The sequence below is a fragment of the Methanobacteriaceae archaeon genome (assembly GCA_030656015.1).
GTDB lineage: Archaea > Methanobacteriota > Methanobacteria > Methanobacteriales > Methanobacteriaceae > UBA349.
The window spans coordinates 554,384-580,571 of record JAUSNX010000004.1; the positions used below are offsets into that span (position 1 = coordinate 554,384).

Sequence of the window (26,188 nt, forward strand, 5' to 3'; positions counted from 1 at the left end):
TTTAAGAGTATTAAATAAATTAGATTTAAAATCAAACAAAAAATAAAGTTGGGTTCGCTTGAAGGAGGCCGTTCACCAAACATTGCCAAAAATTGGGGGGATATGGTTAATTTGGATTCCTAAATCCTCCAACAAAGCTCATGGTACCCTAGTTCATCTCTTATAATCACAAATGTATAACATCTTTGTCAGGTTAATGTGATAATTTTCACCAAAAGTTCAATACATACATTTCCAGTGAAAAAATAAATTTCCAAATTGAGGATAAAATCAATATTATTCATTTAAAATCAAATATTAGTTTATTTAAAACTCAATAATAATTTAAAGTCTATAAATGAGATTATTAATAATATTTAAAGCATATTTAATTATAATTCTATAATTAAACTAATTAAATAAATTTAAAACATTTATTAACTAATTAATGAATAAAAAAATTAGTATAACCTTATATTAATTTAAACACATACATATATGCTAGTTTTTATTGATTTAAATTATTAATATCAACATGAAAAGCAGATAAGCATCATTACTTCCAATCTTTAATGTGAGCATATTCACTAAAATTCATTATCTTAGTAATTGCTTGTAAAATTATTAAATAAATCTTAATACATTCCTAGTACAGATATTAAACTAATTGATTTAATAATTCATTAATTTTATTATTTTAATTCCGTGGAAAAGTAGTATAAAAGTTATTTTTAAATGGATTCTATAAATTTCTGGTTTGAGGGTGGTAAAGTGGAAAATAAGCACCGTAAAGAAACGGATAGTTTAGGAGAAGTTCATATCCCGAAAAATAAGCTGTGGGGTGCTCAAACACAGCGTTCTTTAAAATATTTCAACATAGGAGAAGACCTAATTCCTCGTGAAATGATAGAATCATATGTAATTTTAAAAAAAGCAGCAGCAGTTGTAAATTACAATGAAAAAAAACTTAATAATGAGCAAAAAGATTTGATAATTCAAGTCTGTGATGAATTATTAAATGGAGAACATCAAAATCAGTTTCCACTCCATGTGTGGATGACGGGAAGTGGAACTCATTTCAATATGAATATTAATGAAGTAATCTCCAATCGATGCTCTCAGCTAACTGGAAAACCTTTAGGAAGTAAAATACCAGTTCATCCTAATGACCATGTAAACATGTCCCAATCCTCAAATGACACATTCCCTACAGCCATGAACATATCAACTGCTAAGGGTATAAAAGAGAGACTTATTCCTTCAATAATACAATTAAGAGATGCTTTAGGTAAGAAATCAGGAGAATGGAAAGACATTATTAAAATTGGCCGGACCCATATGCAGGATGCTACTCCCATGACATTAGGCCAGGAATTTTCAGGCTATGTAGGCATGTTAGATGATAATTTAAAGCGTTTAGATGATTCATTAAGTGATATTTATAAATTGGCATTAGGAGGTACTGCAATAGGTACTGGTATTAATGCTTCTCCGGAATTTGGTGAACAATCTGCTCAAGAAATTGCTAAATTAACTGGTTTGCCCTTTGTAACCGCACCTAACAAATTCACTGTACATGGATCACATGACGGCCTGATTGCAGTCAGCGGATGCCTTAAAACTTTGGCAGCTTCACTGTACAAAATTTCCAATGATATTAGAATGCTAAGTTGTGGTCCTCGCTGTGGTTTTCATGAGTTAGATATTCCATCCAACGAGCCAGGGTCATCAATAATGCCTGGAAAAATTAATCCAACACAGTGCGAGGCCTTGGCCATGATTTCTGTTCAGGTTATAGCCAATGATCTGGCCGTGACTCTGGGCGGGGCCGGAGGATATTTGGAGATGAATGTTTACAAACCACTCCTCATCTACAATATAATGCAATCTATTAGAATAATGGGGGATGGATGCCATAATTTCAGGAAATTTTTAGTAGAAGGCCTGAAGGCAAATGAAGAACAGATTAAGTACTTCTTAGAAAGATCTTTAATGTTAGTAACTGCGTTAAGTCCAGTAATTGGATATGATAAAGCATCCTATGTGGCCCATTATGCATTGGAAAATGATTTAACCCTAAAAGAAGCCGCTTTAAAATTAAATTACATTTCAAAAGAAGAATTTGAAAAAGTAGTTGATCCCGTAAAAATGGTTCATCCATCAATAAAATATTAATCATGATTTACCCTTTAAAAGTCTGGCTTTAACACCCTAACTATTATTAATTAATCTATTTTGAATTTTTTCGCTTTCTAATTCCCTTAAAGCATTGGAAGATATCCACTTTGCGCTTTTAGAATTTAATTCTTTTATTTCCAATGCAATTTCAATGGCCATCTTATTTAGAGCTATATTCCTTTTTCCAATTCCCCTTAATGCCCAATTAACTGCTTTTTTAACGAAATTCCGATTATCATTTGATTCTCTAATAATAACCGAGAAAAATTGCTCAAATTTCTCATTCGTGGCCTTTTTATCATGCACTGCTAAAACAGCCATCATGGTAAATGCTGCTCTTTTTACAAATTCTTCTTCTCTTTTGCTCCACTCAAAAACCTTTTTATAAGCAAAAGGTGTTTTATCAAACAGATTCATACAACATTGGTCACATATGTCCCAAGTATCAAAATCTAGTACCCAGTTTTCAATTTGTTCTTCTGTGACTTCTGTGGGGTCGTCAATCATGGTAGCCAAAATCCCACAGTTCTTCTGCAAGAACGTGATTCTTACCGATTTTTCGAGCCATGCACCTTAACTCAGGTATTACCCCATAAACATTTTCAGGATTTATGCCAAATCTGGCCATTCCTTCTACATCTTCAGGATTGGAAAGAGATTCTAATTCTTTTATTATTTCTTCAAATTTCATGATAACCCATCTTTGATAATTTAAAACTATAATAATCCATGAATAATCATATTAAAATGTATTTAACCATGATATCCTTTTAAAACGCGCAATGCATTTAAAGTAATCCATTTACTGGGTTTTCCCTTTCTTTCAATCCCCACTTGAACACGCCCATTAAAAGTATTTTCCAATAACCATTTACCGTCATCATTCTGTTTGGATATCATAATATCAAAGGCATCCTTCATTCTTTCATCTTTATAACCCAGTTTAGTGAGTAATCCCAAAACTTCCAGAGCATCTATGCTCCACATCAATGGAAAACCAAATTCTAGCCATTTAAAACTACCTAAAGTCGGAGGTTGACTTCTTTTGTAGATATGATGATTAAGCATGTGTTCCGCCCCTTTACCAATATAATCCACCATTTCTGGTGTTCTTTTATTTTTAGGTATTTCAGAAAAGACTTTAAGAGATTTTACAATTATGCTGTGACATGTACGTTCACCATAACATCTTTTCCATCTTTTATAGGGCCATTCATTTGGTGCTTTACCTGGTTCATCATCAAATCTCTGGTATTTTATTAGCCATTCTATTGCTTTTTGAATTCTTTCATCCTCTAAATACCCAAATTTAATAAGAGACCAAGCCATATTTGCTGTAAGGCATGTTAGAACTCGTTCATAGTCCCCTTCTCCGTTTTTATTACTTATATATGAAAATGCGCCACTAATTGGATCTTGAGCATTTTTAAGGATAAATTCACAAGTTTTTCTTATTCTTTCATCTTTTCCATCAGCTCCCAGCTCAGCCAATGTTATTAACTGCCATGAGGTTCCTTTGTATTTAGCACGACTGTAAAAATTTTCAGGAAGGCCCCAATATCCTCCAATTTCCTGTTTATCCAGTATTTTAGGAACAACACCGATTTCCATTATTTTTTCTTGAGCATCTTTAACTTCCAAATCATTTTCTGACCTATTTAAAATGTCTCTTAAGGTAAAGTATCTAACTGAAGGATTATTTTCATCCAAGAGCCATTCAGTGGGATCTGAATTTAAATATGATTTCCATCCACCCATATTAACACCTACTTTAAATCAAAAAGTCTAGCTGCATTTTCCCCTAAAATTTTCTTTTTATCATCCATACTAATTTCAAGGCTTTTTATTTTCATTATATCTTTTCCAGGATTTACCCAGGGATAATCTGAACCAAACAGTATCCTGTGGGAACCAATGGTCTTTATAAGGTCAATTGATTCTTCATCGTCCAGTGTAGTGGGACTATCAATGTGAGAAATAGCAATTGCAGTATCAAACATTACATTAGGATATTTATCTGCTATTTCTACTGTTTGATCCCAAAACCCATTACCTAAATGTGCTAAAATGAGCTTTAAATCCGGAAAATTTTCTAAAACTTTAATCCATCTATTTGGTTCACCGAGATCAGATTTATTATCAATATTCATTCCTGAATGGGCCGTAATAGGCAAATCATGTTTAACCATCCAGTCATAAACCGGCCACATTCGTTCATCATCTGGAGAAAAATTTTGAGCTATTGGATGAATCTTTAGGCCTTTCATTCCCCAGTTATACTTGTGTTCAAGCTCTTCCACCGGAGTTCTGCCATTCATTGTGGGACTTACTGATATAAACGGGATGAACATAGGATATTTAGCAGGTCTGTTTTTTCCAGATCGAGTTATGGCTACCGTCCAAAAATTATTGTTTTTAAGCTGGTTATCATGTGCAAAGCTGACCATTACTGCCTTATCAATACCTGCATTTTTCATATCATTTAAATAATCATCAGGTGTGCCATAGCTGTAATAATCTACCCCCTGTTCTTCTTTAATCATTTCCACAACCATTTTTCCAACTTCTTTGGTAGGATGGAGGTGTACATGAGCATCTATAATCATTATTTAACCTCAACTACTTTATCAGATTTATTATGGGCCATAAAGCCCATTCCCAGAGTTATGACTGGAATTATTACATAAGTAAGGCCAATATCCATCATATAATTCAAAAAGCTCATTTGCATAGGGCTGGCCGGCATGAAAATGAAAAGATCTATAGCAATGTTGATAATAAACCACAAAATACCTATCAAAAATCCTTCTTTAACAAGATCAGATTCTAAATCCTTCAAATAATAATAAGCAAGAGTTATCACCACCATAGACAGAACTAAAGGCATTATAGATTCAAAAAGAGGCCTCATTGAAGTTTTTAGCGGGAAAACAATAAAAGAAATCGCGAAAGGGATCAGCCAGACCAAACCCCCATATAATATTATTTTCAAATTTTTGTTCATTTTTTCACCTATTTTCTTTTAAGGGTTGTCTTATAATCGTTCTAAGTCTTTCTGGTTTTATAAGTCGCATATCACTTAAATAGATCTCATGGTGCTGTTGGCCATGGATGTTACCATCAAATACATATCCTTCTTTCTCAATAAATTCATGCAATGCTGCAACTGTGGGGCCTTCTTCAGAGTAGGGACCAATATACATAATTTGGGCCGATGGTCCTTCTTCCAAGGTTTCAAACCTCATCTTAGAAAGTGCTACCGGATTTTTCTTTTCCTCAACTTCTTCAATAGCTTGTTCAATCATGGATTTAGTAATAAAATCAGGTTGCATTATCATGGCTGTCCATTTCCAGCCTGATTTATCTTCCACATTGAAATCTTCCATATTATCCGCCCACCAAAGGCCTTCTAAGGGCATTACCACATAATCCTGGGATTTATCTTTTTTAGAAATAAATTTTACTTTGAAAGAAGCTGGGAAAAGGACCTCCATCGCTTGTTGATATTCAATTGAATTATTAGGATCTCCTTCTCCATCAATCATTAGATAGTTTAATTTAGGAACTTTTACAATTGTAGCTTTACTTTTAGAAGCGGAATAAATATCTTTTAATTCTTTTTTAAGATCAATTTTAGGCATTTTATGACTCCATTTTATTAAATCCATCAATCTCTTTAATTTTTTGAATGAAATTTTCTACCCATGATTTTTCTGCTTTTAAAAGGGCCAAAGGGCGGGTAAAAAGAGCAATTACATTGTAAGGAGAAGTTATACTTTCATGCATCACTATTGATTCTTCAAGAAATTCAATGCGTTCTTCTGTTGATTTCAAATAATCATTTAGACAATTTATAGCTTTTTTTGGCCCTAAAATCTCAATATTAGCCATTCCCAGATCAAAGGAGTATATTTGTTTTTTATTTTCAGATAAAATTTCCTGAACTTTTTCCTGCATGGCCTGCTGTCCTTCTTCGGTTATAGTATATACCTTTCTTGATGGTTTGCCTTCAGCAGTTCTCATTTTACTTTCGACCAATTCCTTTTCTTCCAGCCGTTTAAGAACATAATAAATGGATGAAAATCCTATATCTGCCCAATTACGCATTCCTCTCTTTTTTATAATCTGTTCAAGACGGTAAGCATAGTGATAATGTTCATAAAGTAGTCCCAATATGGCGGCTTCAATATCCGATATTCTAGACATATTATATTCTAGGTATAGAATAATATAAAAAAGTTTCTAATAAGCTTAATCTTTTGAATTCAAAAAAATATATTCCACTACAAATGTTAAATTGTAAAATCTGCTGTTAAAATAGTAATTACTAAAAAAATAGATTAAATAATAAATTCCATCCAATATCTTACAATGAATTAATGTTTTCAATTTAAAAAAAGAAAAATAACGAGTTTGGTGAAAATTTCATTTATTCTTTCATCACAAGCATTATTATTCCCGTGATTAATAGCCATAGGCCGATTAAAACACCTAAAAGGGCCGGGTTATCTTTGAACAGATTTCCTATAATAACGTATAAAATACCTATGATTATGGCAACGACACCATTCCATCTGCTCCCATCAGCTTTGGAAATTACACCCATAATACCGGCAATAATCAGGAATAATCCTACAATCCATACTATGAAACCAGCTAACCAACCAAATAGTCCAGGATTAAATATGAAACCAATACCCAAAACCAGAGCAATTATTCCCAAAATAATTTGAAGAATTCCCAATCCGGCACTTTCACCCATTTCCATTATTCCACTCATTAATAGACCAATACCCAATATCAAGACTATGAATCCAGTGATTAAAGCATAAGGGATCAGTCCTAATAATGGAAAGGCCAATACAATAAGGCCTAAAATGATCAAAACCAACGCATTTCCTGTTTTTTCCATTTTTTCACTCCATTTAGTTATTAACAAACTCAATTATTGAAAACTCAATATATTAATATTATAATACTTTAATTAATAATTTTTGTGATTTGGTTTGAAACATCTGTTAAAAAGTGATAGAATCAGTATTTAGTCATCTAATGAAAATTAAATAATAATAATAATAATAATAATAATAATTATAATTATAATTTGAATTATTTCTAAATTTCTAAAACTTTCAAAACTTTTTTTATGCCTCTTTCTGTACTCATAACCCGCCCCAACATGGTACCTGCAGTTATACCAAGAACCATAGCAAATAATGAATTTCCCTGGACCCAATATCCCAGCAACTGTGTTTTAGTAAATATAAAAATCAAGTAACACACTAAAATTACTGCACCAATCCAATCAATCTTCCCAATGACATTGTTAGCTTCTTCATCCCAGCTAAGGTTATAGACGCGGCTTACAATGATCCCGATTAGAAGGCCAATAATTATCCCACTAATTGAAAATAAGATGCTAAATCTACCATTTAATACTTCAAATACTATCACTACTAACAGAATAAACATCACAAGTAAGTAGATTCTCAGTCGCTTTATAATACGACTATCAATATTTTGAGTTTTTGAATAAGATTCTTTTCTTTTTTTCATTTTTCTTATCCTAAGCATTAAAATGAATTATGGGTTAAAATTCCTACGGAAATATAGTTAATATCAATATAAAAAGAATTATTGTCGAAGAGGACATTTTTAAGATTATAAATCATTATAACAACCAATTTATTTTATTTAACTAAAAAATTGTTAATTTTTTATTTATTTGATTTTTCCAGTTCATCTATTTTTTTCTCTAATTGTTCCATTTTTTTGAGTACTTCATCTATTTTTTTATCATGACTATCCAAATTGCTCTCCAGCCTTTCTGCAGTTTTTCCAAGTTTAGTAGATGCCTTATTACTCGCTTTTCGGAATATTTCAATGAAAGAAAAAGCTAAAGTAGCTGTGACTAAACTTACATAGCCCATACCCGAAAATATCATTATTACACCTATAATTTGGCCAATAAGTGTAATTGGAACAATATCCCCATATCCCGTAGTGGTCATAGAAACCAAAGAATACCAGATAGCAGACTCATAGCTAGTAACTTCCGGATTAACTCCTCTTTCTACTAAAAAAAATAGCAAAGAACCTATTATGAGGACTAATAAAAGGATAAATGTGGCATAATCTAATTTAGTTTTTTGGGGATATTTAAGGACATTCCTTGTAGTAATTTTCAAAACTTTCAAAAGAGCATAAAGCCTTAGTATTCCGATTAACCCAATAATTATTTTATAATCCAGTAAATTGAAAATATTGAAACTTATGAAAAACAATGGAATAGAAGCAATAATATATACCCAGTTTTCACGGATAAATTCACTTTTATTCACATTACTTCCAATGACTCTGAAAAAGACAAAATCAAACAAAATAATAATACATATAATCAAATCCCATATACCAAAAGAATATATTGAATCAGGTTGTATTCCTACCGCGAATCCTATAGACAGCAAAACCAGGAATAATATTTCAATTATTATCAAAAAGGACAATAATGCTTCAAAAATTACTTTATAGTGTCGATCCATTTTTCACACATCACTAGGTAGTGAGATACAGATAAAATCTGATTCATATGATTAAGTTAATTTTTAAATTTAATTCCCAAATTCACAATTAATGTCCTCAAATTAATTTTAAAAAAAATAGGGCTTGTGAATATTTTATTTTTATTCTAATTCTGGTTCTGGTTCTGGCATCAAAATTTGGAATATTCCATTAATTATTAAGAAAATTCCGATTAAAAATGCTAGATATAATGGATTCAAAGCATACATACCAATTATCAAATATAGAACACCTAGAATGATACCTGAAAGGCCGCCCCATCTGCCAGCAGAGCCTTGGCCAGATATAAGAGCAATTATGCCTGCGATTATTAAGAAAAATCCACCTATGTAAATTACCATTCCGACCAATACACTAAATGCGAGTATTTTTCCAAATAGTCCTATACCTACGATTAGGCCAATAATTCCCAGTAATAAGGAAGCTATACTGATTCCTTTATTGGTACTCCATGCGGCCATACCCATAAAAATTAACCATATTCCAATAAATATAATTCCAAATCCAGTTAGGACACTAAGTGTAAATACACTGAACATGGGAAATGCCATGACTAATAAACCTAAAATAATTGCTAAAATTCCAGACAATACATTTTTCTCAGCCATAAAGTCGCCTCCATAATTTTTCATCCCAACAAGCCCTAATTTTATATTAAATTATATTTAATAAGGTAATATTAATAATTGTCTATTTAAACTTAGAAGATGTGTTGCATTTATCTCAAGCCAGCCATATAATAGATAATTAACTAATTAATCAATATATTTCTTCCAAATAGTCTTAATTTCATTTTTTGAGAGTTAAAAAATCATTAATATCTATTTTTGTCCTTAATTTCATTTATTGATGTTTAATCAACTTTAATTTTAAATTATTGTTTTTAATTCATTAGAAAAATATTATTTTAAAAAAATTGTGTAAAAAATAATCCATATTTTGAATAATTATTTTAACCATCTTAGACCAACTATTTATAAGAATTAATTAAAGAGGGTCAGAAATGAAGTATTTTAATTCAAAAAAGAAATTTATCTTAATATGTTTTTTAGCTTTGATTTTAATAGCCGTCGCAGGATTTACATATTATGTTTCTGACTATTATCATGCAGATAATGCAGCGATATCCGCACTTCAATCCACAGCAGCCTATTCTGTAGAGAATACTGCTGATTCCATTACATTCACTCCCACCGGGAACAAAAGCACTACCGGAATAATATTTTATCCTGGGGGCAAAGTTCAAGCCGAAGCTTATGCAACTTTAGCTTCTAAACTAGCTGAAAATAATTATACAACAATTATTGTAAAAATGCCATTTAATTTAGCATTTTTTGGAGCAAATAAGGCAGATTCAGTAATAGCAGGCCATCCAGAAATAAAAAAATGGATTATGGGAGGCCATTCCCTGGGAGGTGTTTTTGCATCAGATTATGCTGTGAATAATCAGGATAAAATCAGTGGTGTGATATATTTAGCTGCATATCCATCAGCAAATGCATCAAATGCCACTTTTAAAGCATTATCCATACGAGGTTCCCTAGATGGACTAACCAAAGAGCAAGATATTTCGGATAATAAAAATAAATTTCCAGCCAATACTACTTTCATTACCCTAACTGGAGGTAATCACTTTAATTTTGGCAATTATGAAATCCAAGCTGGAGATAATAACAGTACCATCACCCGGGAAGAGCAGCAGAATCAAACCGTGAATTACATAATTGAATTTATTAACAACCTTTAAATTAATTTTTTTCTATAAATTTTTCGGCACAGCTTAAATCATTTATATCCAGAAATATGCTCATAAAATAATACCAAATTAATTCTACTAAAAGAAATTTAAAAAGAATTAAAAAATATTTAAATTTTATTTTTAAAATTAGTTAAAAGATGGAAGAACCTATCAAAAAGGCCAAGAAAACTACAGCCATGCCTATTTTAATCTGTTTAGAAATCTTTTTAGTATTTTGTGTGGATTGATCCTTTAAAATCAACACAGAACCTCTTAAAAATATCACAATGCCCACTGATAGAACTATAAGATACAAAATATTGAATATTCCCAAAAAATAGAGCGCCGGACTGGCCAAGCTAGCTAATATCATGAAAAATGCAGCTATTATTGAAGAAACTTTTTTTCCGTAAACTATAGGCAAGGTAGAGGCCCCTTCCATTTTATCCCCTTCCATATCTTCCATGTCCTTAACTATTTCCCGGGCCATGGTCATTAAAAAGGCAAAAAAACCAAGATAAATTGAAATAAGTAGCTCATTAACCACTACTCCACCCAGTACAAAACTCATACCTGTTAAAAATGAAATACTTATATTTCCAATTAAACACTTTGTTTTAAGACTGTAAGCATAATAAACCATTAATAAAGCGCTGAAAAATACAATTATTCCTGGAAGAAGACCAATTATAAATCCAATTATTATAGCCACTACAAAAAGCAAAAGCGAATAAATTCCCGCAGTTTTTAAACTTATTCTGCCCGAAGGTATGGGACGCTCAGGCCGGTTAATGGCATCGATTTTATGATCAAAATAGTCATTAATTGCATTTCCCGCACCAGTAGATATAAAAACTACGATTCCTGCTAAGAATACATTAAAAGTAAACTGTCCACTGATTACTGCCATTAAAACTATGGTAATTACCGCCATCATGGCATTGAAGGGCCTTAATATTTCTAAATACGCATTCATTAAAACACCAGTTAATTAATAATAATTTAGAGAGAGATAATATGATTTTAATCAATAATATTCTATTCACAACTTTATTCATATAGTCTATTTAATATCAAATTTAATCTAGAATTTTCACAATTTCTAAGTTCTAGTTCATCATGGAACTTCAATAATTTCTCAATAATTTCTCAATAATTTCTTATCATTATCCATTAGCTTTTAAATATTGTGATATTATATCAAAATCAAATCCAAATTCACTTATATATTGAACGACTTTATAAATTCATGGTACAAAGTGATTTATTAGGATTGATATTTGTTTATGGTTATGTAGCTATTTTACTTTTAGTATCAGAAAAATTATTAAGTAAATACCCTACCTTCAGCCGAAAGTTCGTTCATATTATGGTAGGGAATGTTTTATTTATTTTACCAATTTTTGCCACCATGAAAGCTATGGCTTTCCTGGCAGCAGCACCATTTGTAGTTTTAACATTTTTAATGAGTCCGCATTCACCTATTAAACTTAATCATAAAGTATCCAGTTCCGGGCATGGATTAGGTCTGGTTTATTATGCCATTGCCTGGACAATTCTGGCATTATTCTTCTTTGACCAGCCATGGATCATTGCCGTGGGTATTGCTGCCATGTCCTATGGGGACGGTTTAGCATCATTGATTGGAGCTAGATTTGGTAAACATAAATACAACCTTCTAGGGGACACCAAAAGTATTGAAGGATCTCTGGCCATGTTCCTTGTCTTAATTTTTGCCCTTTTAGGAGTTTTAATTTATTATGGGCAGCCAATTAATGGCTTGACAATTATTATGGTTTCTTTAGTGGCCACTTTACTGGAAGGAATTACACCAAAAGGGTTGGACAATTTAACTGCGTGCTTTGGGGCTGTGGCAACTTTTATACTAATGGGAATGCTATAAAATTTTATATAACCATTTGAAAAGCGATTTAACGAATAAAAAATAAATAATGTTGATATTTATTAATATAACATATGGTGTATAAATGCGGTTCATAGTCATAGATGGTTTAGATGGTGCTGGAAAAGATACTCACTCTCGCCTAATTGTTGAAAAATATGTTTCTAAAGGTGAGAATGTAGTTTTCCGTTCCCATCCAGAAAGTGACAATAAGTACGGCCTTAAAGCTAAAAAAGCGCTTTTAGGTCAGGGTAAAAAGAATAAAATCAAAGCTGCATTTTATTATGCTGCAGATGTTATTAGATCACTTAGATTATACTATGGAAAATCTGACACACTAATATTCTCAAGGTACTTAATGGGAGTCACATATTTACCCTTAAAATTAGCCAAAGTATTTTATTTTGTCTTAGAAGCAATATTACCAACATCGCATTACATGTTTTTCCTAGATGTAACCCCTGAAGAGTCCCTGAGACGTGTATCTACTAGGGAAGAAACAGAAATGTTTGAAAACCTTGAGGATCTTAAGAAAGTGCGTTTTAAGGCTCTTAAATTTACTAAAGGATGGTATGTAGTCAATAGTTGTGGAACTATTGAAAATGTTCAAAAACAAATAGATATCATACTGGACGATCTGGACCAAATTAATAAGTAATTATAAATTAGATATTAATTGTGATTTAAACTGATATAATACCGTATTATTTATAAATTAACTAATAAATCAAAACAAAATTTTATTGCTAATTAAAATCAAAATAAATAAACATGACATTTCCAAAACATTCTAAATTGGGAATAATGGGAATTTTAATTATAGTTCTTTTTTTGTCGATTTCAATGGCCTTTGCTCACCAGCCCCGTCTGGACAGTGCCAACAGCACCATTGCCAATCCAATTGTGGTTAAAAATCCCGAAATATCACAGGCTTTTTACGGACAGTTAAATGGAAATCCAGTTTATTATAAAATCCAGAGCAATAAACAATTCCAATTGTATACTAATATCCTGGTTCCAGATATTCCTGGAGCAAGTAGCCATTTAATGTCAGTGCAAATAACTGATTCTTCTGGTAAAACCATAGGTCTGCTTGATGCTAAAAATAGTACTTGGACCCCATATTTTGAAGAATTTGGTGGAGATTATTATATTAAAGGCCCTGAATTCAACCAGACCGTGCCCGCAGGAACCTATTTTATTAAAGTTTTTAATGGTAATAACCAGGGAAGATATTCATTGGCCATAGGAGATATAGAGTCTTTTCCACCGGCTGAAACTATGAGTACTATCTTTTTATTACCTTTGATTAAAGCAGATATATTCAAAGTGCCTGTAGCTGAGTTATTCCTACAATTTTTAGGATTAATTCTGGCCATGGGAACATTCATAGTACTTTATGTTCTCATTATAAGATCTCGCAAATCAATTACCACCTTAGAAGTAGCAAAAACAGTTTATAGTGCAATAAATCCAATAATGTTAATTGGAGTAGCTATTACTGCAGTAATGTGGATTCTAACATACTATAAAAACACATTTAATATATTGGGAATAATCGAAACAATTCTGCTGATAATGATATTATTAATGCATTGGGGTCTTAATTCAAAACTAAATAAATTGTCCTCAGATAAAATACCTAGCAAATTGAGCACTTTACTCCTAGTATTCTGGATTGTGTTTTTATTTTTGAGAATAGTGCTAATTCAAAGTTAATCCCGTGCTAAAATAGATATAAAATTATATTTTTTTTATTTTTTTATATCAGTAATAAACTATTTATATAAATTATTTCAATTATTTATTAATTTTGTAAATAGCTAGTCTATTATAATTATTATTGATTAAATTTAAATAAAATTAGTGGAGGGAGCAATATAAGTCCTATAGAATATTTTTTATCCATATTGGGCGTTTTTTTATTAGGAATTGTTGAGCTATGGGCCTCCGTTCCTGCAGGCTTTGTTTTAAGCCTTAATCCAATTATAATTGGCATTGCTAGTTCATTAGGGGCCATCACTGCAGCAGTTATAGTCATTGTGATTGGAGAAAATATTAGAAACCGGATTTTAAAAAGTGTGGATAAACCAGAAAGTAGTAGGGAAAGATTATTAAGAAAAATATGGAATAAATACGGAATAATAGGCCTGGGCCTCCTTTCACCATTATTATTTGGGGCCCCCCTTGGTGTGGCCATTGGAGTTGCTTTGGGAGCACCCCGAAAGCGTCTTCTTTTGTGGATGAGTGTGGGAATAATAATGTGGACAATTATCCTTGTAATTTTAGTTTTACAGGGAATTAATATAGCTTCAACATTTTAATAATCAAATAATGCTGTAAAAATAAAATTAATCTTCATTTATATTTATTTATTATTTTATTGATTTTTATGGTCAATATTATTCAGCTAATAAAGATAGAATAATAAAAGTTAACATTTAACCTCAAAAAATATTTCAGACAATATTTTTAAGGATATTAGTTTAAGCAAAAGATTTAATAGTAAAATGGCTAAATTAAAAAGAAACTGTATGTAAAAAGTTATAAGGAATATTAAAATTAGTCTAATAAAATTAATTATAAAAAATAATTAATGTTCATTTAATAAATTTCATAAATTTAAAAGATTATAATATTCCCTAAAACTAAATAAGAACAGATTTATTATATATTAAGATTATATATTCCCTAAACTCAATATAGTATATTGATAAGAGTGACCAGAAGAATATTATTTTGTGCTTACTAATCACATTTTTTTAAATTAGTTTAAAAGGTGTTACAATTGGATAAAATAAAAATAGCAATAATCGGTGTGGGTAATTGTGCAAGTTCCCTCATCCAAGGGATACATTATTACAAGGACAAAAAGAGTGAAGACGCCATTGGACTCATGCACTGGGAAATTGGTGGCTACCAACCAAAAGACATAGAAGTAGTAGCAGCTTTTGATGTTGACAAGCGAAAAGTTGGAGAAGACGTTAGCAAGGCCATATTTGCTAAGCCCAACTGTACAAAAGTATTCTGTGATAAAATACCAGGCAGTGGAGTTAAAGTATCCATGGGCCATGCCCTGGATGGTGTTGCTGCCCACATGAAAGAATACGAAGATAATTACACATTTATAAAAGCTGATGCAGATCCATCGGATGTGGTTAAAGTCTTAAAAGAAAGTGGGGCTGAAATACTCTTGAATTATCTACCCGTAGGTTCTGAAGAAGCCACTAAATTTTATGCACAGTGTGCATTAGATGCTGGAGTAGCCTTCATCAATAATATGCCAGTTTTCATTGCCAGTAACCCGGAATGGGCTGCTAAATTTGAGGAAAAAGGAATACCAATTGTTGGTGACGATATTAAGGCCCAAATAGGAGCTACCATAACTCACAGGACTCTGGCCAATTTATTTAAAGATAGAGGAGTCAAATTAGACCGTACTTATCAAATTAACACTGGTGGGAACACTGATTTTCTTAATATGCTCAACAGGGATCGTTTAGATTCTAAAAAGGAATCAAAAACTGAAGCAGTACAATCTGTTTTAAGTGAAAGAATGGATCCCCACAACATACACATTGGGCCCAGTGATTACGTACCATGGCAAGAAGACAATAAAATTTGTTTTTTAAGAATGGAAGGTAAGACCTTTGGAGATATTCCCATGAACATTGAGCTACGTCTAAGTGTAGAAGATTCTCCTAACTCTGCAGGATGTGTAATTGATGCCATCCGATGCTGTAAATTAGGATTAGAACGTGGAATTGGAGGACCTCTAATCTCCATATCATCATATACTATGAAGCATCCTCCAGAACAGTTTACTGATGATAAAGCTGCAGAAAAGGTGGATGAATTTATTGAAGGAAAATTAGAAAGGTAATTAATACTTTAATGTCTATTTAAATTAAAATTCAAATCCAATATTCTCTTTTTTATTTTATTAGTTTATTTCTATTTTTGAATTTATTGAATCAATTTGATATTAAATACATTAAAAAAATGAATTAATGAATTAATGTTTAAATATTGTTTAAATATAGTTTAAACACTTTCATCATCCTGTTTTAAAAATTAGATTAAAAAATAGCTTCAATTTAATTAAAAATAGTTAAATCTTATTTTAATATTAAATCTAAAAAATGAAAAATAAAATTTAGTAAAAAAATAAAAAATTAGTCTTCTTTTACTTCGATACAAGCATTAGGACAAACATCTACGCAGACTTCGCATTCATTGCATTCTTCCACGTTTTGGATCTTTATTTTTTCCCCATCAATGATTAGGATTTCCATAGGGCAAACATCGACGCATTCTCCACACTCTGCTCCATCGCAGTTTCCATCATCTATAATTACTTTTGGCATAATATCTACCTTTTTTAGTTTTAGTTATTTTGTAAATTTTTTGTTAATGACAATTAAATTCACTTATATTGTCATGATTTATAACAATAAGAGTAATTGAAATTTTAAGCATATAACTATATTCCTTAAAATTATATTTATGAAAAATTTTAATACTAATTATATAATAATGATGATTAAATTAGTGATAAAAAATGGATAATTTGGGGGAGAGATGCTCGTACAGCGTATGAACAAATAAAGTCAATATTATTTAGAGTGATTTTTTGTAGCAGTTCCCAAATTATCCGGATGTGAATGTTTTAAGGATATTATGTCCAATAATAGAATATATGTACAGATATGAATATTAATCCAAATATAGATAATTTAATGATAAATTAGTTCTATGAAACCAAATAGGCCAAAATAACTCATATAATCTCAATTTAAGCCCAAATTCATGTGTGAATGAACTCCCATTTGAGATTAAATGAAATTTATGATTCATGGTTTAAACCGCCTCCAACAATATTATTGAATAAAAACCATAATTCATTTTTCATTAATAATATTAAATGACCACATATCCCTCAAAGAAGGATAAATGGCAGTTTATCTATTTTAAATGATATATTGGGCTTAAATTTTGTTATAGGTTTATTAGGAAGAAGGAATCATATTTCCTTTTGACATATATGCATAGTAAAGTAATATATATAAACATTTTGGTAGTTACTCTGAAAAAATAAGAGTAATTAACATTAAAAGAATACTAATTGAGAAGTATATATGCTAGTTTTGACTATTAAATATAGACAATATAAAAATTTATATATTATGATTTAATGTTTGTGAGGGTCACAATGAAAGGAATAAAAATTATAGAGACTGCATTCCGAGATGCACATCAGTCTCTCCTGGCAACCCGGATGAGAACCGAAGATATGCTCCCTATTGCTGAAGAAATGGATAAAATTGGGTACTTCTCATTGGAAGCATGGGGTGGTGCAACATTCGATACTTGCATTAGATATTTAAATGAAGATCCATGGGACCGGCTAAGAAACCTAAAAGAACTTGTAACTAAGACTCCCCTACAGATGCTCCTTAGAGGACAGAATTTAGTTGGTTACAAACATTATCCCGACGATATTGTTAAAAAATTCGTGGAAAAATCTTATGAAAATGGAATAGATGTTTTCCGGATTTTTGATGCATTAAATGATATTCGAAACATGGAATATGCCATGAAAGTTGCTAAAGCTCAAGGTGCTCATGTTCAGGGAGTAATAAGTTACACTATCAGTCCCTATCACACCATGGAAAAATACGTGGAATTTGCAAAAGAATTAGAAGCTCTAGAATGTGATTCCGTTGCTATAAAAGATATGGCTGGGTTAATTTCTCCACATGACACTTACGAACTGGTTAAAACCTTAAAAGAAGAAACAGATTTAAAAGTAAATCTGCACTGCCATTGTACCAGTGGTATGACTCCAATGAGTTATTATGCTGCCTGTCAGGCAGGAGTTGATATTTTAGACACTGCAATTTCTCCACTTGCATGGGGAACATCACAGCCACCAACTGAAAGCATGGTAGCAGCCCTTAAGGACACCCCGTATGATACTGACCTTGATTTAAAAGCATTAAATAGTATTAAAAAGTACTTTGAAGGAATTAGGAAAAAATACAGTAGTATTTTGGATCCAATTGCAGAACAAATCGATACGGATGTTCTAATTTACCAGATTCCTGGAGGAATGCTTTCTAACCTGGTTTCTCAACTTAAAGCTCAGGATTCTCTGGATAGATACGAGGATGTATTAAAAGAAATGCCTAAAGTAAGGAAAGACATGGGATATCCTCCATTAGTTACTCCTACCAGCCAGATTGTTGGTATTCAAGCAGTAATGAATGTTTTAGGTGACGAAAGATACAAAATGGTTTCCAACGAAGTTAAAGATTACTTTAAAGGATACTATGGAAGACCACCGGCACCAGTAGATCCTGAAATCTCCAAACAGATTATTGGTGATGAAAAACCTATTGATTGTAGGCCAGCAGACATTCTAGAACCCCAATACGCTCGATATGAAAAAGAAGGAAAAGAAATGGGAATTATTCACAAAGAAGAAGACATCCTGACTTTTGCTCTTTACCCTGCCGTGGCCCCTAAATTCTTAAAAGGAGAGGCTGAAGCAGAAATTTTACTTCCTCCTTCAGAAAGTAATGGTTCATGTGATATTTCAGCTATTCCTACTGAATACAATGTAGAAGTCGATGGAGACCAATTCGAAGTAAAAGTTGTCCCTACAGGATACATCAGCATCGAAGAAACTGGAAACATTAAACCCCCATCCGGACCTGTAGAAGGAGGAGTTAGCTCCACCATGCAGGGAATGGTTCTAAAATTAAAAGTTGCCCCTGGTGACAAAGTTAAGGAAGGAGATGTGGTGGCCGTTATTGAAGCCATGAAAATGGAAAATGATATCCAGGCCGCTCATTCTGGAACCGTTGAGGAAATATTCACTGCCGAAGGGGAAACCGTGAATACTGGCGATACATTGATGGTTATTAAGTAAATAATCATTTATTTATCCTTTTTTATTATATGAATAATAATTGATTTTTATAATTCCTTTTTTATTCTAAATTTATTTTTTTAAATTATAAATCAAAAAATAATTTAATTTATTTTTATTATTTGTGAAAAATTAATTGTTCTATCTTTTGAAAGTCGATTAATAATATTTAAATAATAAAATAACACTTTATTATTAAAGATTTAAAAATCAATAATAAGGAGGCAATACAATAATTAAAAAAGGAACTATCATTGCACTATTAATACTCTCACTTTTCGTATGCTGCCTGCAAATGGCCAGTCCAGTAGCTGCAGTTAAAGTTATTGATCATGGATCATCTTATGATTCTGAATCAAGCACAGCAACTACTTGGAAAACCTATCAGTACAGTCCTAATTATATAATCATGAAAATGAAATCTTATGAAAAAAAGAAGATAATAGGCACTACAACTATTACTATTAAAAAAGTCAGCAATAAAAAATTAGTGGTTATTCAGGTAATGCAAAGTAAATCAAAAAATCCTGATGGCTTGATGAGTTATTATTACGGTAAAATAACCGATTATATTAAATACTCAGGAAATGCCAGTAAATTCTATTATAATGAAATGAGGCCGGGTTTATAGAATACTAGATTAAGTGTGGTTAACTATAATCATACTAAAATTTTATTTTTAAATTGTTTAAGTAAAAATGTTTAGAATATCTAAAAAATTATAGATAATTAAATATATCAACTTTTTTGCAAATAAACCGCCTGAATCATGGGAACCATTTTGTATTCGCCGGAGTTAGGGTCTGGTATGGAAGCAAGGTCGCCATATTCACCAAATATATTAATAGTATTTCCTGAGTTAAATGGAGCACTATCTCCATAAGTTACCACAATAAAAGGATATTTGGTAATCTCAGGTACTTGAATTATTATATCCGAAGAGTTAGAAGAATTTGATAAAATGCTGACTATTTTTCCCGTACATTTTACATTCTTAGCCACTAAACTACTTGTATCCCAGCCAGTGGGAATAACACTATTTTCCAATTGAACACAAGAGGCATCGTAATCTTTCAGTTCTGATCCATTAATTGGTTTTAAGTAAGAATCATTAGCTGCAGTTGGAAGTACTGTCTCATTATCATCCGTAAAAATTGTTACACCTTGAGAAATCAAGAAAGAACCTAATAACACGGCCCCGCCAACAATAAGTGCCCCAATTATTATAGCTATCACAATTATAACTGAATCATATTTTTCCATTCTTTACCCCATAATAATTAAAATCTTAACAAAAATATCATGTTTTTAATATACTTAATTAAGATTCATTATTAATAAATTAAGAATATTTTGATCTAATTCTTCGTATTAATAATTAATTTCAAAAATCCTACAGATAAATAAATGAAAAAGTAATAAAAATAGGTTTAAATTAAAAAATCATTTATAATTAGTTTTATCTACCACACCAGCCATTTCAAAGGCCCTTTTGCGCCTCATACAAGATTCACAAAGTCCACAATGTTGTTCTTCACCCATATAACAAGAATAACTCATTTCCATAGGTGCGTCTACAGTTTCACCCATTTCAACAATCTCATTCTTATTTAAATCAATAACTGGGGCCTCAATCTGAACTCCTTCCAAGGTCCCAATTTCAAGAGTTTTATTAAAGGCCTCTAAAAATTCTCGAGAGTTGTCTGGAAAAGTAACTGCTTCTTCCAAATCCCAGCCCACAATAATTATTTCTGCATCCTCGGCCTCAGCAAATGCCGTGGCAATGGCCGTAAATACCACATTTCTACCAGGAACCCATACTTTCCGGGCTGTTTCGTCGCAGATTTCTTTATCATCCAGTTTATCACTTTCTAACTGAGGAACTTCATTTTCATGATCTGTTAGGGCCGATTTCCCCAATTTACCCAGCCAGGATAAATCCATAACCGTGTGTTTAATACCTAATTTTTGGCAAATTTGTTTAGATGACTCAATTTCCATCTTAGCACTGCGTTGGCCGTAATCAAAGGTTAAAGCATGAATTTCATATTCTTCTTTTAAAGCAGAAGTGGCTACAGTTGAATCCAATCCTCCAGAAAGGACTGAAATTGCTTTTTTCTGTTTCTGTGGCATTATTATTCCCCGTGTATCTAAAATTTTAATTAAAATTTAATTTAAACATGATTTAATTTTAATATTAAATTAGAGTTAAAAATAAATTATAGTAAATAGCTACTAATAACTTATTAAACTCTTTTTATTCATCAGGGCTATTTAAATATTGTTTAAAAGCTTTATTTGCCTTTTCCATTACATCTTTAAGTGGAATTCCAGTTTCTTCGGAAACCCCGCGAGCATCCTCATATTCTACACGAGAATTTATTATTTGAGATCCCATCATTCCTAATTTAAATCGAATTTTTCTTTTTCCTTTAATATCCACTTCTAAAGGAACTATCTTTCTATCAAGAATACTTCGATGAACCTGTGGAAAAGTTCTAATGCCCAGAGTACCTGTTTCCCTGAATATGGCCCCCAAGACATTTTCAGAATCTTTTAACTTACATATTACTCTTAAAAGCTGTCCCGGCCTATTTTTCTTCATGATTATCGGTATCAAAACTACATCCAATGCACCATCTTTCATTAAGCGCTTAAAAATGTGGCCCATGACTTCCCCACTTAGATGATCAATATTTGTCTCCAGCAAAACTATTTTATCTTGTTTAACTGGACTTAAACCTCTACTAACCCTAAGAACATTTGGAAAATCTAGATCCATTCCCCCTGCACCATATCCTGTACTCTGATGCATGAAAGGTGGATAAAATTCCTGGAAGTCTTGAACCATGGTCATTAAAAGAGCAGCCCCTGTAGGTGTGGTTAGTTCCTTGTTCTCTGGGCCTCCAAAGCTGGCAGCTCCTCTTAAAATATCTAATGCAGATGGAGAAGGTATGGGAATTCTTCCGTGGGCTGTTTCCTTAGTTCCTCCACCAAGAGCAGTAGGAAGGCCATAAATAACTTCCTTATCAAAATTCAAATCAAAATAAGCAAATGCAGAACCAATTACATCTGCAACCGCATCAGCAGCACCCACTTCATGAAAATGTATTTTAGATAATGGTAATCCATGTATTTGAGATTCAGATTCAGCAATTCTCTGAAAAACCGCACGAGAAAAGGCCATCATTCTCTCATCAATGAATTCATGATTTATTTCTTCCAGTTTTTCTAAAAAATCCATGTATTTAATAGAATGAGTTTCATCGCATGTTACATTCACATAAGTGGCCTGAATACCAGATTTATCTACAGACGAAACATTAACATCTGCCCCTCCAAAAAAAGACGCTGAATATTCCATTACCTCTTTTACTTTTTCCGGGTGAGCTCCTAAATCAATTAAAGCTCCTACCACCATATTTCCTGAAATTCCTGCTGTTTGCGGATCAATTATAACGACCATGGTTCTCCACCAGTTTTAAATAATTATAATAATCAAAAATCTAATTGAATATCTATATTAAGAATTTAATAAATCATTGGTAAAATTTTGAATAAAAATACTGATTATCTAAAAAATAAAACTAAAAATATTCTAAGAATTAGATATTCTAGAAATATTAAAAATATTTAGGAAAAATTTAAAATTAAAAAAATTAATAGAAAACCTTGATTTCACTGTTTTGGAGAATTAACAATTATTCTACGGATAGGAACTTCCACAATAGTGTATCTTTCGTTTTCCATGGTTTCGCTAATTTCCTCAATTATAGCATCCACTCGCTCCTCGTCTAATACAGAACACACTAAAATAGCATCTCTGGCCGAGTCCCTAATAACAGATATAGCTGATTTAGGATCTTCCTTAATAGCAAAGCCCTGCCATTCCTGAGGAGATATTCCCTTATATTCCACTATATAAAAGCCCGTTACCCCTTTTTCTGATAATATATTCATTATCTTTCCCAGGTTCTCCACTTCTACAAAAACCCGAAGATGAACTTTCATTATACCACCTTTTTATTAAATATGTTGCCCACATTATATAATAATGGTGATTTAATGGAAAAGGCCAATAAAATAAACATATCAGATTCAACAGTTCATCAAACTTCAGATTTTGTTTTAATCAGTCGAAAAAAGGGTTTTGACAGTATTAGTCTTTGTGATGTAGGTTCTGGATTCAAAAATGTGGAGAATATATTTTGCACATCTCTTTTTACCGAAAATGGGTGTAAAATAACTGATGATGAGATTTTAAATAAATCTAACAACCATACTCCACCCCTGACATTTTCTGGGCCTTCTGCAGGAATAGTAAACAATATCTCAAATCAAAATTTCTATATTAAAAATTCTAAAGATTTAACCACGATTATTGGCCTTGAAAAATTCAAAAAAGAAAAATTAAGTGATAATTTAGAAAAATTAGAAAATTATCCACAGCATATGCCCCAATTAGATATTATATTAATTATAAATCAAGCATTATCCTCTGAAAATCTTTTATTATGCTTTAAAACTGCTCTGGAAGCAAAAAATTTTGTTTTGGAAAATTTAGGAATACCTTTGAATTTGAGAAATAAATTAAGCAAGGATAATTCCATCATAGTTGCTTGTACTGCCTTTTCAGATAATTCTGATGCAAATACTGCTCAAAATGTTACGGCAAATATTAATGAGAACATAAACGAGCTTTCAAATTCAATAAACTCCTTTGTAGCTGAATCTTGCACCGAGGCCCTTGATCAATCTGGATTTTCATTGGGAATTTTAGATTATATCTATGAACAAGGAATAAACATTGATGATATGGTAGAATCTGGTATGGAACTTTGTGTGGGAGTAGAAGTTGATCATGCCTTAAAAGATAAATTAAAAAAACAGATATTAAAATCTTTAGAGGATTTAAATGTAATTGCCCTTTTAATGGCCGCATTTCGAGTGGAAGAGACCTTTCAAAACCATCGTGTTCGTGAAGTAAATGTGGATGATGATCCAGCTTATTTATACACCGATGAAGTTCTGGGAATAGCAATCTCCAACCAAATTGCAGGAACCAAAGCTACATTTAATTTTAAACGCTATGATGAAGAAAAACCAGGCATAATAAGCACATTAGGGCCCATGGTAGATGACATAATTGCTGGTTTAATTGCGGGTTGTATGTCCAAGATATTTGAAGAATAATAGATACAAATAAATAAAATATAGAATTATTTAGTTAATTTATTAATTATATAAATTATAATTTTTATTATAAATTTTAAAAAAGATTTCAAATTGGGATGCAAACTTGGGCCGGAGATTTTCAGATGTTACAGAGAAAAGAAAAACCACTTAGAAGCAGTAGTTATCATAAAAGTCTTAATCGGCAAAAAGAACATGTATGGTATAGGGGAATTCCTGGACTAATATCCTTTTCCACCATACTGCCCATAAATATCCACACAAGCATTGCGGAAATGGCAAGATATACTTGGATCTGGCCTTTTATTGGAGGCTTTATTGGAGCATTAGTGGGTGTCGTGGGATTACTATTATCCAATGTCTTCATGTTTTCACCCATAGTTACAGCTGCTGTGGTCTATAGCTTTGCCATATGGTTCACCGGATTTCATCATCTAGATGGTTTAATGGATTTAGGCGATGCCCTAATGGCCCATGGCACTCCGGAACGTAAAATAGAAATTATGCGCGATTTAAGAATTGGAACTGGTGGTATTGCACTATTCTTTATGGTAGCTGTTACCACAGTGGCCGCTATTGCATCTTTACCCATCCTTAACATATTTTTAGTATTGTTTATATCAGAAATATCTGCCAAAATGGGATTGATAAGTTGTTGCCTTGTATCCACCCCTATTGGTAATGGAACTGGGCGTCATTTCATAGAAGCCATAAATTTACCACATTTTAGTTTAATCACTTTAATCACATCCATTATTGGCCTTCTGGCCCTTAATTGGATGGGCCTAATTGGTATTCTGGGAGGAATCGCCGGTGGGCTTATTACTGCATTATATGTCAAAATCAATATGAAATATGCTACTGGAGACGTTTTGGGAGCTTCCAATGAAGTAGCTCGAATGACAGCTATTTTAGCTATGATAATGGCTTTTATCTGGATTTAATTAAATTAGAATTATAATTAGTTTTAATCTATTTTAAGAATTAAATTATTTTTATTAAAAATATTAATGGAATAAATAGAAATATAATGAATTTAAATTTAATAAAAGAGAATAATTAAATCAATTACTTTTAATTTTAATTATAATTTAAATTATTTATTAAGGGACTTGTTTAACATGAATATCAGTGTTTTAAGATTAGATCATCGCCGAAGAAGAGATGCTAGAATCACCACCCACGTTTGCCTTACAGCTAGGGCCTTTGGGGCCAGTGAAGTGATTTTAAGTGGAGAAAGAGACAAAAAACTCATGGAAAATGTGGAAGACGTTCGAGAAAGATGGGGTGGATCTTTTAAGGTCTCCTATCAAAAGAACTGGGACAATTTAATTGAAGAATGGCAGAAAAATGGTGGAGAAGTTATACATCTCACCATGTACGGTACACCGGTCCAGGCAGCAGTTCCTGAGATTCAAAAAAGTGAAAAAGATAAACTTATAGTTGTGGGCGGGTCTAGAGTCCCTACCCCAGTTTATAAGGCCGCAGATTGGAATGTTTCGGTCACCAATCAGCCCCATTCTGAAGTTTCCTCACTGGGCGTATTCATGCACATGCTAATGGATGGAAAGGAGTTTGATCTGGACTTTAAAGGGGGGAAACTGGAAGTAGTCCCTTGTGCTGAAGGAAAACAGATTATAACTCATGAAGAGTTTGATTAAATTTTTAATATTAATTTAAT

At 31.9% G+C, this 26,188-nt stretch carries 27 protein-coding genes and 1 pseudogene; 12 read left to right on the forward strand and 16 right to left on the reverse strand.

Annotated elements, in window-relative coordinates; all coding sequences use genetic code 11:
• Positions 1–750 precede the first annotated feature (750 nt).
• Positions 751–2,154: a class II fumarate hydratase gene (gene fumC, locus Q7I96_05885; protein MDO9627138.1), complete on the forward strand. Its 1,404-nt coding sequence runs from the start codon at positions 751–753 to the stop codon at positions 2,152–2,154.
• Positions 2,155–2,190: 36 nt separating this feature from the next.
• On the opposite strand, the pseudogene Q7I96_05890 reads toward fumC, so the two are convergent.
• The 10 genes and pseudogenes from Q7I96_05890 to Q7I96_05935 form a co-directional block, all read right to left on the reverse strand.
• Positions 2,191–2,785, reverse strand: a pseudogene (locus Q7I96_05890) (DNA alkylation repair protein).
• A 125-nt stretch (positions 2,786–2,910) separates the two neighbouring features.
• The gene (locus Q7I96_05895) at positions 2,911–3,915 is read right to left on the reverse strand and encodes a nitrogen fixation protein NifH (protein MDO9627139.1); all 1,005 of its coding nucleotides are present in this window, start codon (positions 3,913–3,915) and stop codon (positions 2,911–2,913) included.
• 8 nt (positions 3,916–3,923) lie between these two features.
• A complete protein-coding gene (locus Q7I96_05900; protein ID MDO9627140.1) occupies positions 3,924–4,763 on the reverse strand; it encodes an amidohydrolase family protein in 840 nt (279 codons plus the stop codon).
• On the reverse strand, positions 4,763–5,161 hold the full coding sequence (locus Q7I96_05905) for a hypothetical protein (protein MDO9627141.1): 399 nt from the start codon (positions 5,159–5,161) through the stop codon (positions 4,763–4,765). The genes Q7I96_05900 and Q7I96_05905 overlap by 1 nt, the downstream gene beginning before the upstream one ends.
• A 4-nt stretch (positions 5,162–5,165) precedes the next feature.
• Positions 5,166–5,798: a GyrI-like domain-containing protein gene (locus Q7I96_05910; GenBank protein MDO9627142.1), complete on the reverse strand. Its 633-nt coding sequence runs from the start codon at positions 5,796–5,798 to the stop codon at positions 5,166–5,168.
• A gap of 1 nt (position 5,799) precedes the next feature.
• The gene (locus Q7I96_05915; GenBank protein ID MDO9627143.1) at positions 5,800–6,363 is read right to left on the reverse strand and encodes a PadR family transcriptional regulator; all 564 of its coding nucleotides are present in this window, start codon (positions 6,361–6,363) and stop codon (positions 5,800–5,802) included.
• Between the two features lie 223 nt (positions 6,364–6,586).
• Complete coding sequence (locus tag Q7I96_05920; GenBank protein ID MDO9627144.1) at positions 6,587–7,069, reverse strand: DUF308 domain-containing protein; 483 nt, start codon at positions 7,067–7,069, stop codon at positions 6,587–6,589.
• 203 nt (positions 7,070–7,272) lie between these two features.
• Entirely contained in the window at positions 7,273–7,731 is a 459-nt protein-coding gene (locus Q7I96_05925; protein MDO9627145.1) for a hypothetical protein, read from the reverse strand.
• 143 nt (positions 7,732–7,874) lie between these two features.
• Positions 7,875–8,699 (reverse strand): ion channel, encoded by an 825-nt coding sequence (locus Q7I96_05930; protein MDO9627146.1) that lies wholly within the window; start codon positions 8,697–8,699, stop codon positions 7,875–7,877.
• Between the two features lie 141 nt (positions 8,700–8,840).
• A complete protein-coding gene (locus Q7I96_05935) occupies positions 8,841–9,347 on the reverse strand; it encodes a DUF308 domain-containing protein (GenBank protein ID MDO9627147.1) in 507 nt (168 codons plus the stop codon).
• Between the two features lie 395 nt (positions 9,348–9,742).
• Between Q7I96_05935 and Q7I96_05940 the strand changes: the two genes are divergently transcribed.
• Positions 9,743–10,486, forward strand: coding sequence for an alpha/beta hydrolase (locus Q7I96_05940; protein ID MDO9627148.1), 744 nt, complete (start codon positions 9,743–9,745; stop codon positions 10,484–10,486).
• 142 nt (positions 10,487–10,628) lie between these two features.
• On the opposite strand, the gene Q7I96_05945 is transcribed toward Q7I96_05940, so the two are convergent.
• A complete protein-coding gene (locus Q7I96_05945; GenBank protein ID MDO9627149.1) occupies positions 10,629–11,453 on the reverse strand; it encodes a UbiA family prenyltransferase in 825 nt (274 codons plus the stop codon).
• A 273-nt stretch (positions 11,454–11,726) separates the two neighbouring features.
• Here Q7I96_05945 and Q7I96_05950 point away from each other — a divergent pair, with 273 nt between their 5' ends.
• The 5 genes from Q7I96_05950 (at position 11,727) to Q7I96_05970 (ending at position 16,263) form a co-directional block, all read left to right on the forward strand.
• On the forward strand, positions 11,727–12,380 hold the full coding sequence (locus Q7I96_05950) for an SEC59/DGK1/VTE5 family protein (GenBank protein MDO9627150.1): 654 nt from the start codon (positions 11,727–11,729) through the stop codon (positions 12,378–12,380).
• An 85-nt stretch (positions 12,381–12,465) separates the two neighbouring features.
• The gene (locus Q7I96_05955) at positions 12,466–13,038 is read left to right on the forward strand and encodes a thymidylate kinase (GenBank protein MDO9627151.1); all 573 of its coding nucleotides are present in this window, start codon (positions 12,466–12,468) and stop codon (positions 13,036–13,038) included.
• A 113-nt stretch (positions 13,039–13,151) separates the two neighbouring features.
• A complete protein-coding gene (locus tag Q7I96_05960) occupies positions 13,152–14,099 on the forward strand; it encodes a hypothetical protein (GenBank protein ID MDO9627152.1) in 948 nt (315 codons plus the stop codon).
• Between the two features lie 191 nt (positions 14,100–14,290).
• Positions 14,291–14,704: a small multi-drug export protein gene (locus tag Q7I96_05965; protein MDO9627153.1), complete on the forward strand. Its 414-nt coding sequence runs from the start codon at positions 14,291–14,293 to the stop codon at positions 14,702–14,704.
• Between the two features lie 464 nt (positions 14,705–15,168).
• The gene (locus Q7I96_05970) at positions 15,169–16,263 is read left to right on the forward strand and encodes an inositol-3-phosphate synthase (protein MDO9627154.1); all 1,095 of its coding nucleotides are present in this window, start codon (positions 15,169–15,171) and stop codon (positions 16,261–16,263) included.
• A gap of 292 nt (positions 16,264–16,555) precedes the next feature.
• On the opposite strand, the gene Q7I96_05975 is transcribed toward Q7I96_05970, so the two are convergent.
• On the reverse strand, positions 16,556–16,747 hold the full coding sequence (locus Q7I96_05975) for a 4Fe-4S dicluster domain-containing protein (GenBank protein MDO9627155.1): 192 nt from the start codon (positions 16,745–16,747) through the stop codon (positions 16,556–16,558).
• Between the two features lie 845 nt (positions 16,748–17,592).
• Between Q7I96_05975 and oadA the strand changes: the two genes are divergently transcribed.
• Together oadA and Q7I96_05985 are read left to right on the forward strand one after the other, a co-directional pair.
• Positions 17,593–19,314 carry a sodium-extruding oxaloacetate decarboxylase subunit alpha gene (oadA, locus tag Q7I96_05980; protein MDO9627156.1) on the forward strand — a complete coding sequence of 574 codons (1,722 nt, stop codon included), beginning with the start codon at positions 17,593–17,595 and terminating at the stop codon, positions 19,312–19,314.
• Positions 19,315–19,609: 295 nt separating this feature from the next.
• Positions 19,610–19,945, forward strand: a complete 336-nt coding sequence (locus Q7I96_05985) for a hypothetical protein (GenBank protein ID MDO9627157.1) — start codon at positions 19,610–19,612, stop codon at positions 19,943–19,945.
• A gap of 107 nt (positions 19,946–20,052) precedes the next feature.
• Here Q7I96_05985 and Q7I96_05990 read toward each other — a convergent pair whose 3' ends face one another.
• The 4 genes from Q7I96_05990 to Q7I96_06005 form a co-directional block, all read right to left on the reverse strand.
• Positions 20,053–20,577, reverse strand: a complete 525-nt coding sequence (locus Q7I96_05990; protein MDO9627158.1) for a hypothetical protein — start codon at positions 20,575–20,577, stop codon at positions 20,053–20,055.
• A gap of 180 nt (positions 20,578–20,757) precedes the next feature.
• Entirely contained in the window at positions 20,758–21,447 is a 690-nt protein-coding gene (gene queC / locus Q7I96_05995; protein MDO9627159.1) for a 7-cyano-7-deazaguanine synthase QueC, read from the reverse strand.
• 124 nt (positions 21,448–21,571) lie between these two features.
• Positions 21,572–22,780 carry a nickel pincer cofactor biosynthesis protein LarC gene (gene larC, locus Q7I96_06000; GenBank protein ID MDO9627160.1) on the reverse strand — a complete coding sequence of 403 codons (1,209 nt, stop codon included), beginning with the start codon at positions 22,778–22,780 and terminating at the stop codon, positions 21,572–21,574.
• A gap of 212 nt (positions 22,781–22,992) precedes the next feature.
• The gene (locus Q7I96_06005; GenBank protein MDO9627161.1) at positions 22,993–23,325 is read right to left on the reverse strand and encodes an MJ1244 family protein; all 333 of its coding nucleotides are present in this window, start codon (positions 23,323–23,325) and stop codon (positions 22,993–22,995) included.
• Between the two features lie 54 nt (positions 23,326–23,379).
• Here Q7I96_06005 and cobZ point away from each other — a divergent pair, with 54 nt between their 5' ends.
• From cobZ to Q7I96_06020, 3 genes are all read left to right on the forward strand, one after another.
• Positions 23,380–24,507 carry an alpha-ribazole phosphatase CobZ gene (gene cobZ, locus Q7I96_06010; GenBank protein ID MDO9627162.1) on the forward strand — a complete coding sequence of 376 codons (1,128 nt, stop codon included), beginning with the start codon at positions 23,380–23,382 and terminating at the stop codon, positions 24,505–24,507.
• Between the two features lie 125 nt (positions 24,508–24,632).
• Positions 24,633–25,451, forward strand: coding sequence for an adenosylcobinamide-GDP ribazoletransferase (gene cobS, locus Q7I96_06015; GenBank protein MDO9627163.1), 819 nt, complete (start codon positions 24,633–24,635; stop codon positions 25,449–25,451).
• A gap of 177 nt (positions 25,452–25,628) precedes the next feature.
• Complete coding sequence (locus Q7I96_06020; GenBank protein ID MDO9627164.1) at positions 25,629–26,168, forward strand: tRNA (cytidine(56)-2'-O)-methyltransferase; 540 nt, start codon at positions 25,629–25,631, stop codon at positions 26,166–26,168.
• Positions 26,169–26,188: the final 20 nt, after the last annotated feature.

What these genes read in the sequence shown, in the direction of transcription:
- Q7I96_05930 (MDO9627146.1), bottom strand. Translation starts at nt 8,699, where the DNA reads ATGGATCGACACTATAAAGTAATTTTTGAAGCATTATTGTCCTTTTTG.
- Q7I96_05960 (MDO9627152.1), top strand. Translation starts at nt 13,152, where the DNA reads ATGACATTTCCAAAACATTCTAAATTGGGAATAATGGGAATTTTAATT.
- Q7I96_05910 (MDO9627142.1), bottom strand. Translation starts at nt 5,798, where the DNA reads ATGCCTAAAATTGATCTTAAAAAAGAATTAAAAGATATTTATTCCGCT.
- Q7I96_05955 (MDO9627151.1), top strand. Translation starts at nt 12,466, where the DNA reads ATGCGGTTCATAGTCATAGATGGTTTAGATGGTGCTGGAAAAGATACT.
- Q7I96_05975 (MDO9627155.1), bottom strand. Translation starts at nt 16,747, where the DNA reads ATGCCAAAAGTAATTATAGATGATGGAAACTGCGATGGAGCAGAGTGT.
- Q7I96_05990 (MDO9627158.1), bottom strand. Translation starts at nt 20,577, where the DNA reads ATGGAAAAATATGATTCAGTTATAATTGTGATAGCTATAATAATTGGG.
- Q7I96_05920 (MDO9627144.1), bottom strand. Translation starts at nt 7,069, where the DNA reads ATGGAAAAAACAGGAAATGCGTTGGTTTTGATCATTTTAGGCCTTATT.
- Q7I96_05915 (MDO9627143.1), bottom strand. Translation starts at nt 6,363, where the DNA reads ATGTCTAGAATATCGGATATTGAAGCCGCCATATTGGGACTACTTTAT.
- Q7I96_06020 (MDO9627164.1), top strand. Translation starts at nt 25,629, where the DNA reads ATGAATATCAGTGTTTTAAGATTAGATCATCGCCGAAGAAGAGATGCT.
- Q7I96_05985 (MDO9627157.1), top strand. Translation starts at nt 19,610, where the DNA reads ATGGCCAGTCCAGTAGCTGCAGTTAAAGTTATTGATCATGGATCATCT.
- queC (MDO9627159.1), bottom strand. Translation starts at nt 21,447, where the DNA reads ATGCCACAGAAACAGAAAAAAGCAATTTCAGTCCTTTCTGGAGGATTG.
- cobS (MDO9627163.1), top strand. Translation starts at nt 24,633, where the DNA reads ATGTTACAGAGAAAAGAAAAACCACTTAGAAGCAGTAGTTATCATAAA.
- Q7I96_06005 (MDO9627161.1), bottom strand. Translation starts at nt 23,325, where the DNA reads ATGAAAGTTCATCTTCGGGTTTTTGTAGAAGTGGAGAACCTGGGAAAG.
- Q7I96_05900 (MDO9627140.1), bottom strand. Translation starts at nt 4,763, where the DNA reads ATGATTATAGATGCTCATGTACACCTCCATCCTACCAAAGAAGTTGGA.
- Q7I96_05905 (MDO9627141.1), bottom strand. Translation starts at nt 5,161, where the DNA reads ATGAACAAAAATTTGAAAATAATATTATATGGGGGTTTGGTCTGGCTG.
- Q7I96_05925 (MDO9627145.1), bottom strand. Translation starts at nt 7,731, where the DNA reads ATGCTTAGGATAAGAAAAATGAAAAAAAGAAAAGAATCTTATTCAAAA.
- Q7I96_05940 (MDO9627148.1), top strand. Translation starts at nt 9,743, where the DNA reads ATGAAGTATTTTAATTCAAAAAAGAAATTTATCTTAATATGTTTTTTA.
- oadA (MDO9627156.1), top strand. Translation starts at nt 17,593, where the DNA reads ATGAAAGGAATAAAAATTATAGAGACTGCATTCCGAGATGCACATCAG.
- Q7I96_05945 (MDO9627149.1), bottom strand. Translation starts at nt 11,453, where the DNA reads ATGAATGCGTATTTAGAAATATTAAGGCCCTTCAATGCCATGATGGCG.
- cobZ (MDO9627162.1), top strand. Translation starts at nt 23,380, where the DNA reads ATGGAAAAGGCCAATAAAATAAACATATCAGATTCAACAGTTCATCAA.
- Q7I96_05895 (MDO9627139.1), bottom strand. Translation starts at nt 3,915, where the DNA reads ATGGGTGGATGGAAATCATATTTAAATTCAGATCCCACTGAATGGCTC.
- Q7I96_05935 (MDO9627147.1), bottom strand. Translation starts at nt 9,347, where the DNA reads ATGGCTGAGAAAAATGTATTGTCTGGAATTTTAGCAATTATTTTAGGT.
- Q7I96_05950 (MDO9627150.1), top strand. Translation starts at nt 11,727, where the DNA reads ATGGTACAAAGTGATTTATTAGGATTGATATTTGTTTATGGTTATGTA.
- larC (MDO9627160.1), bottom strand. Translation starts at nt 22,780, where the DNA reads ATGGTCGTTATAATTGATCCGCAAACAGCAGGAATTTCAGGAAATATG.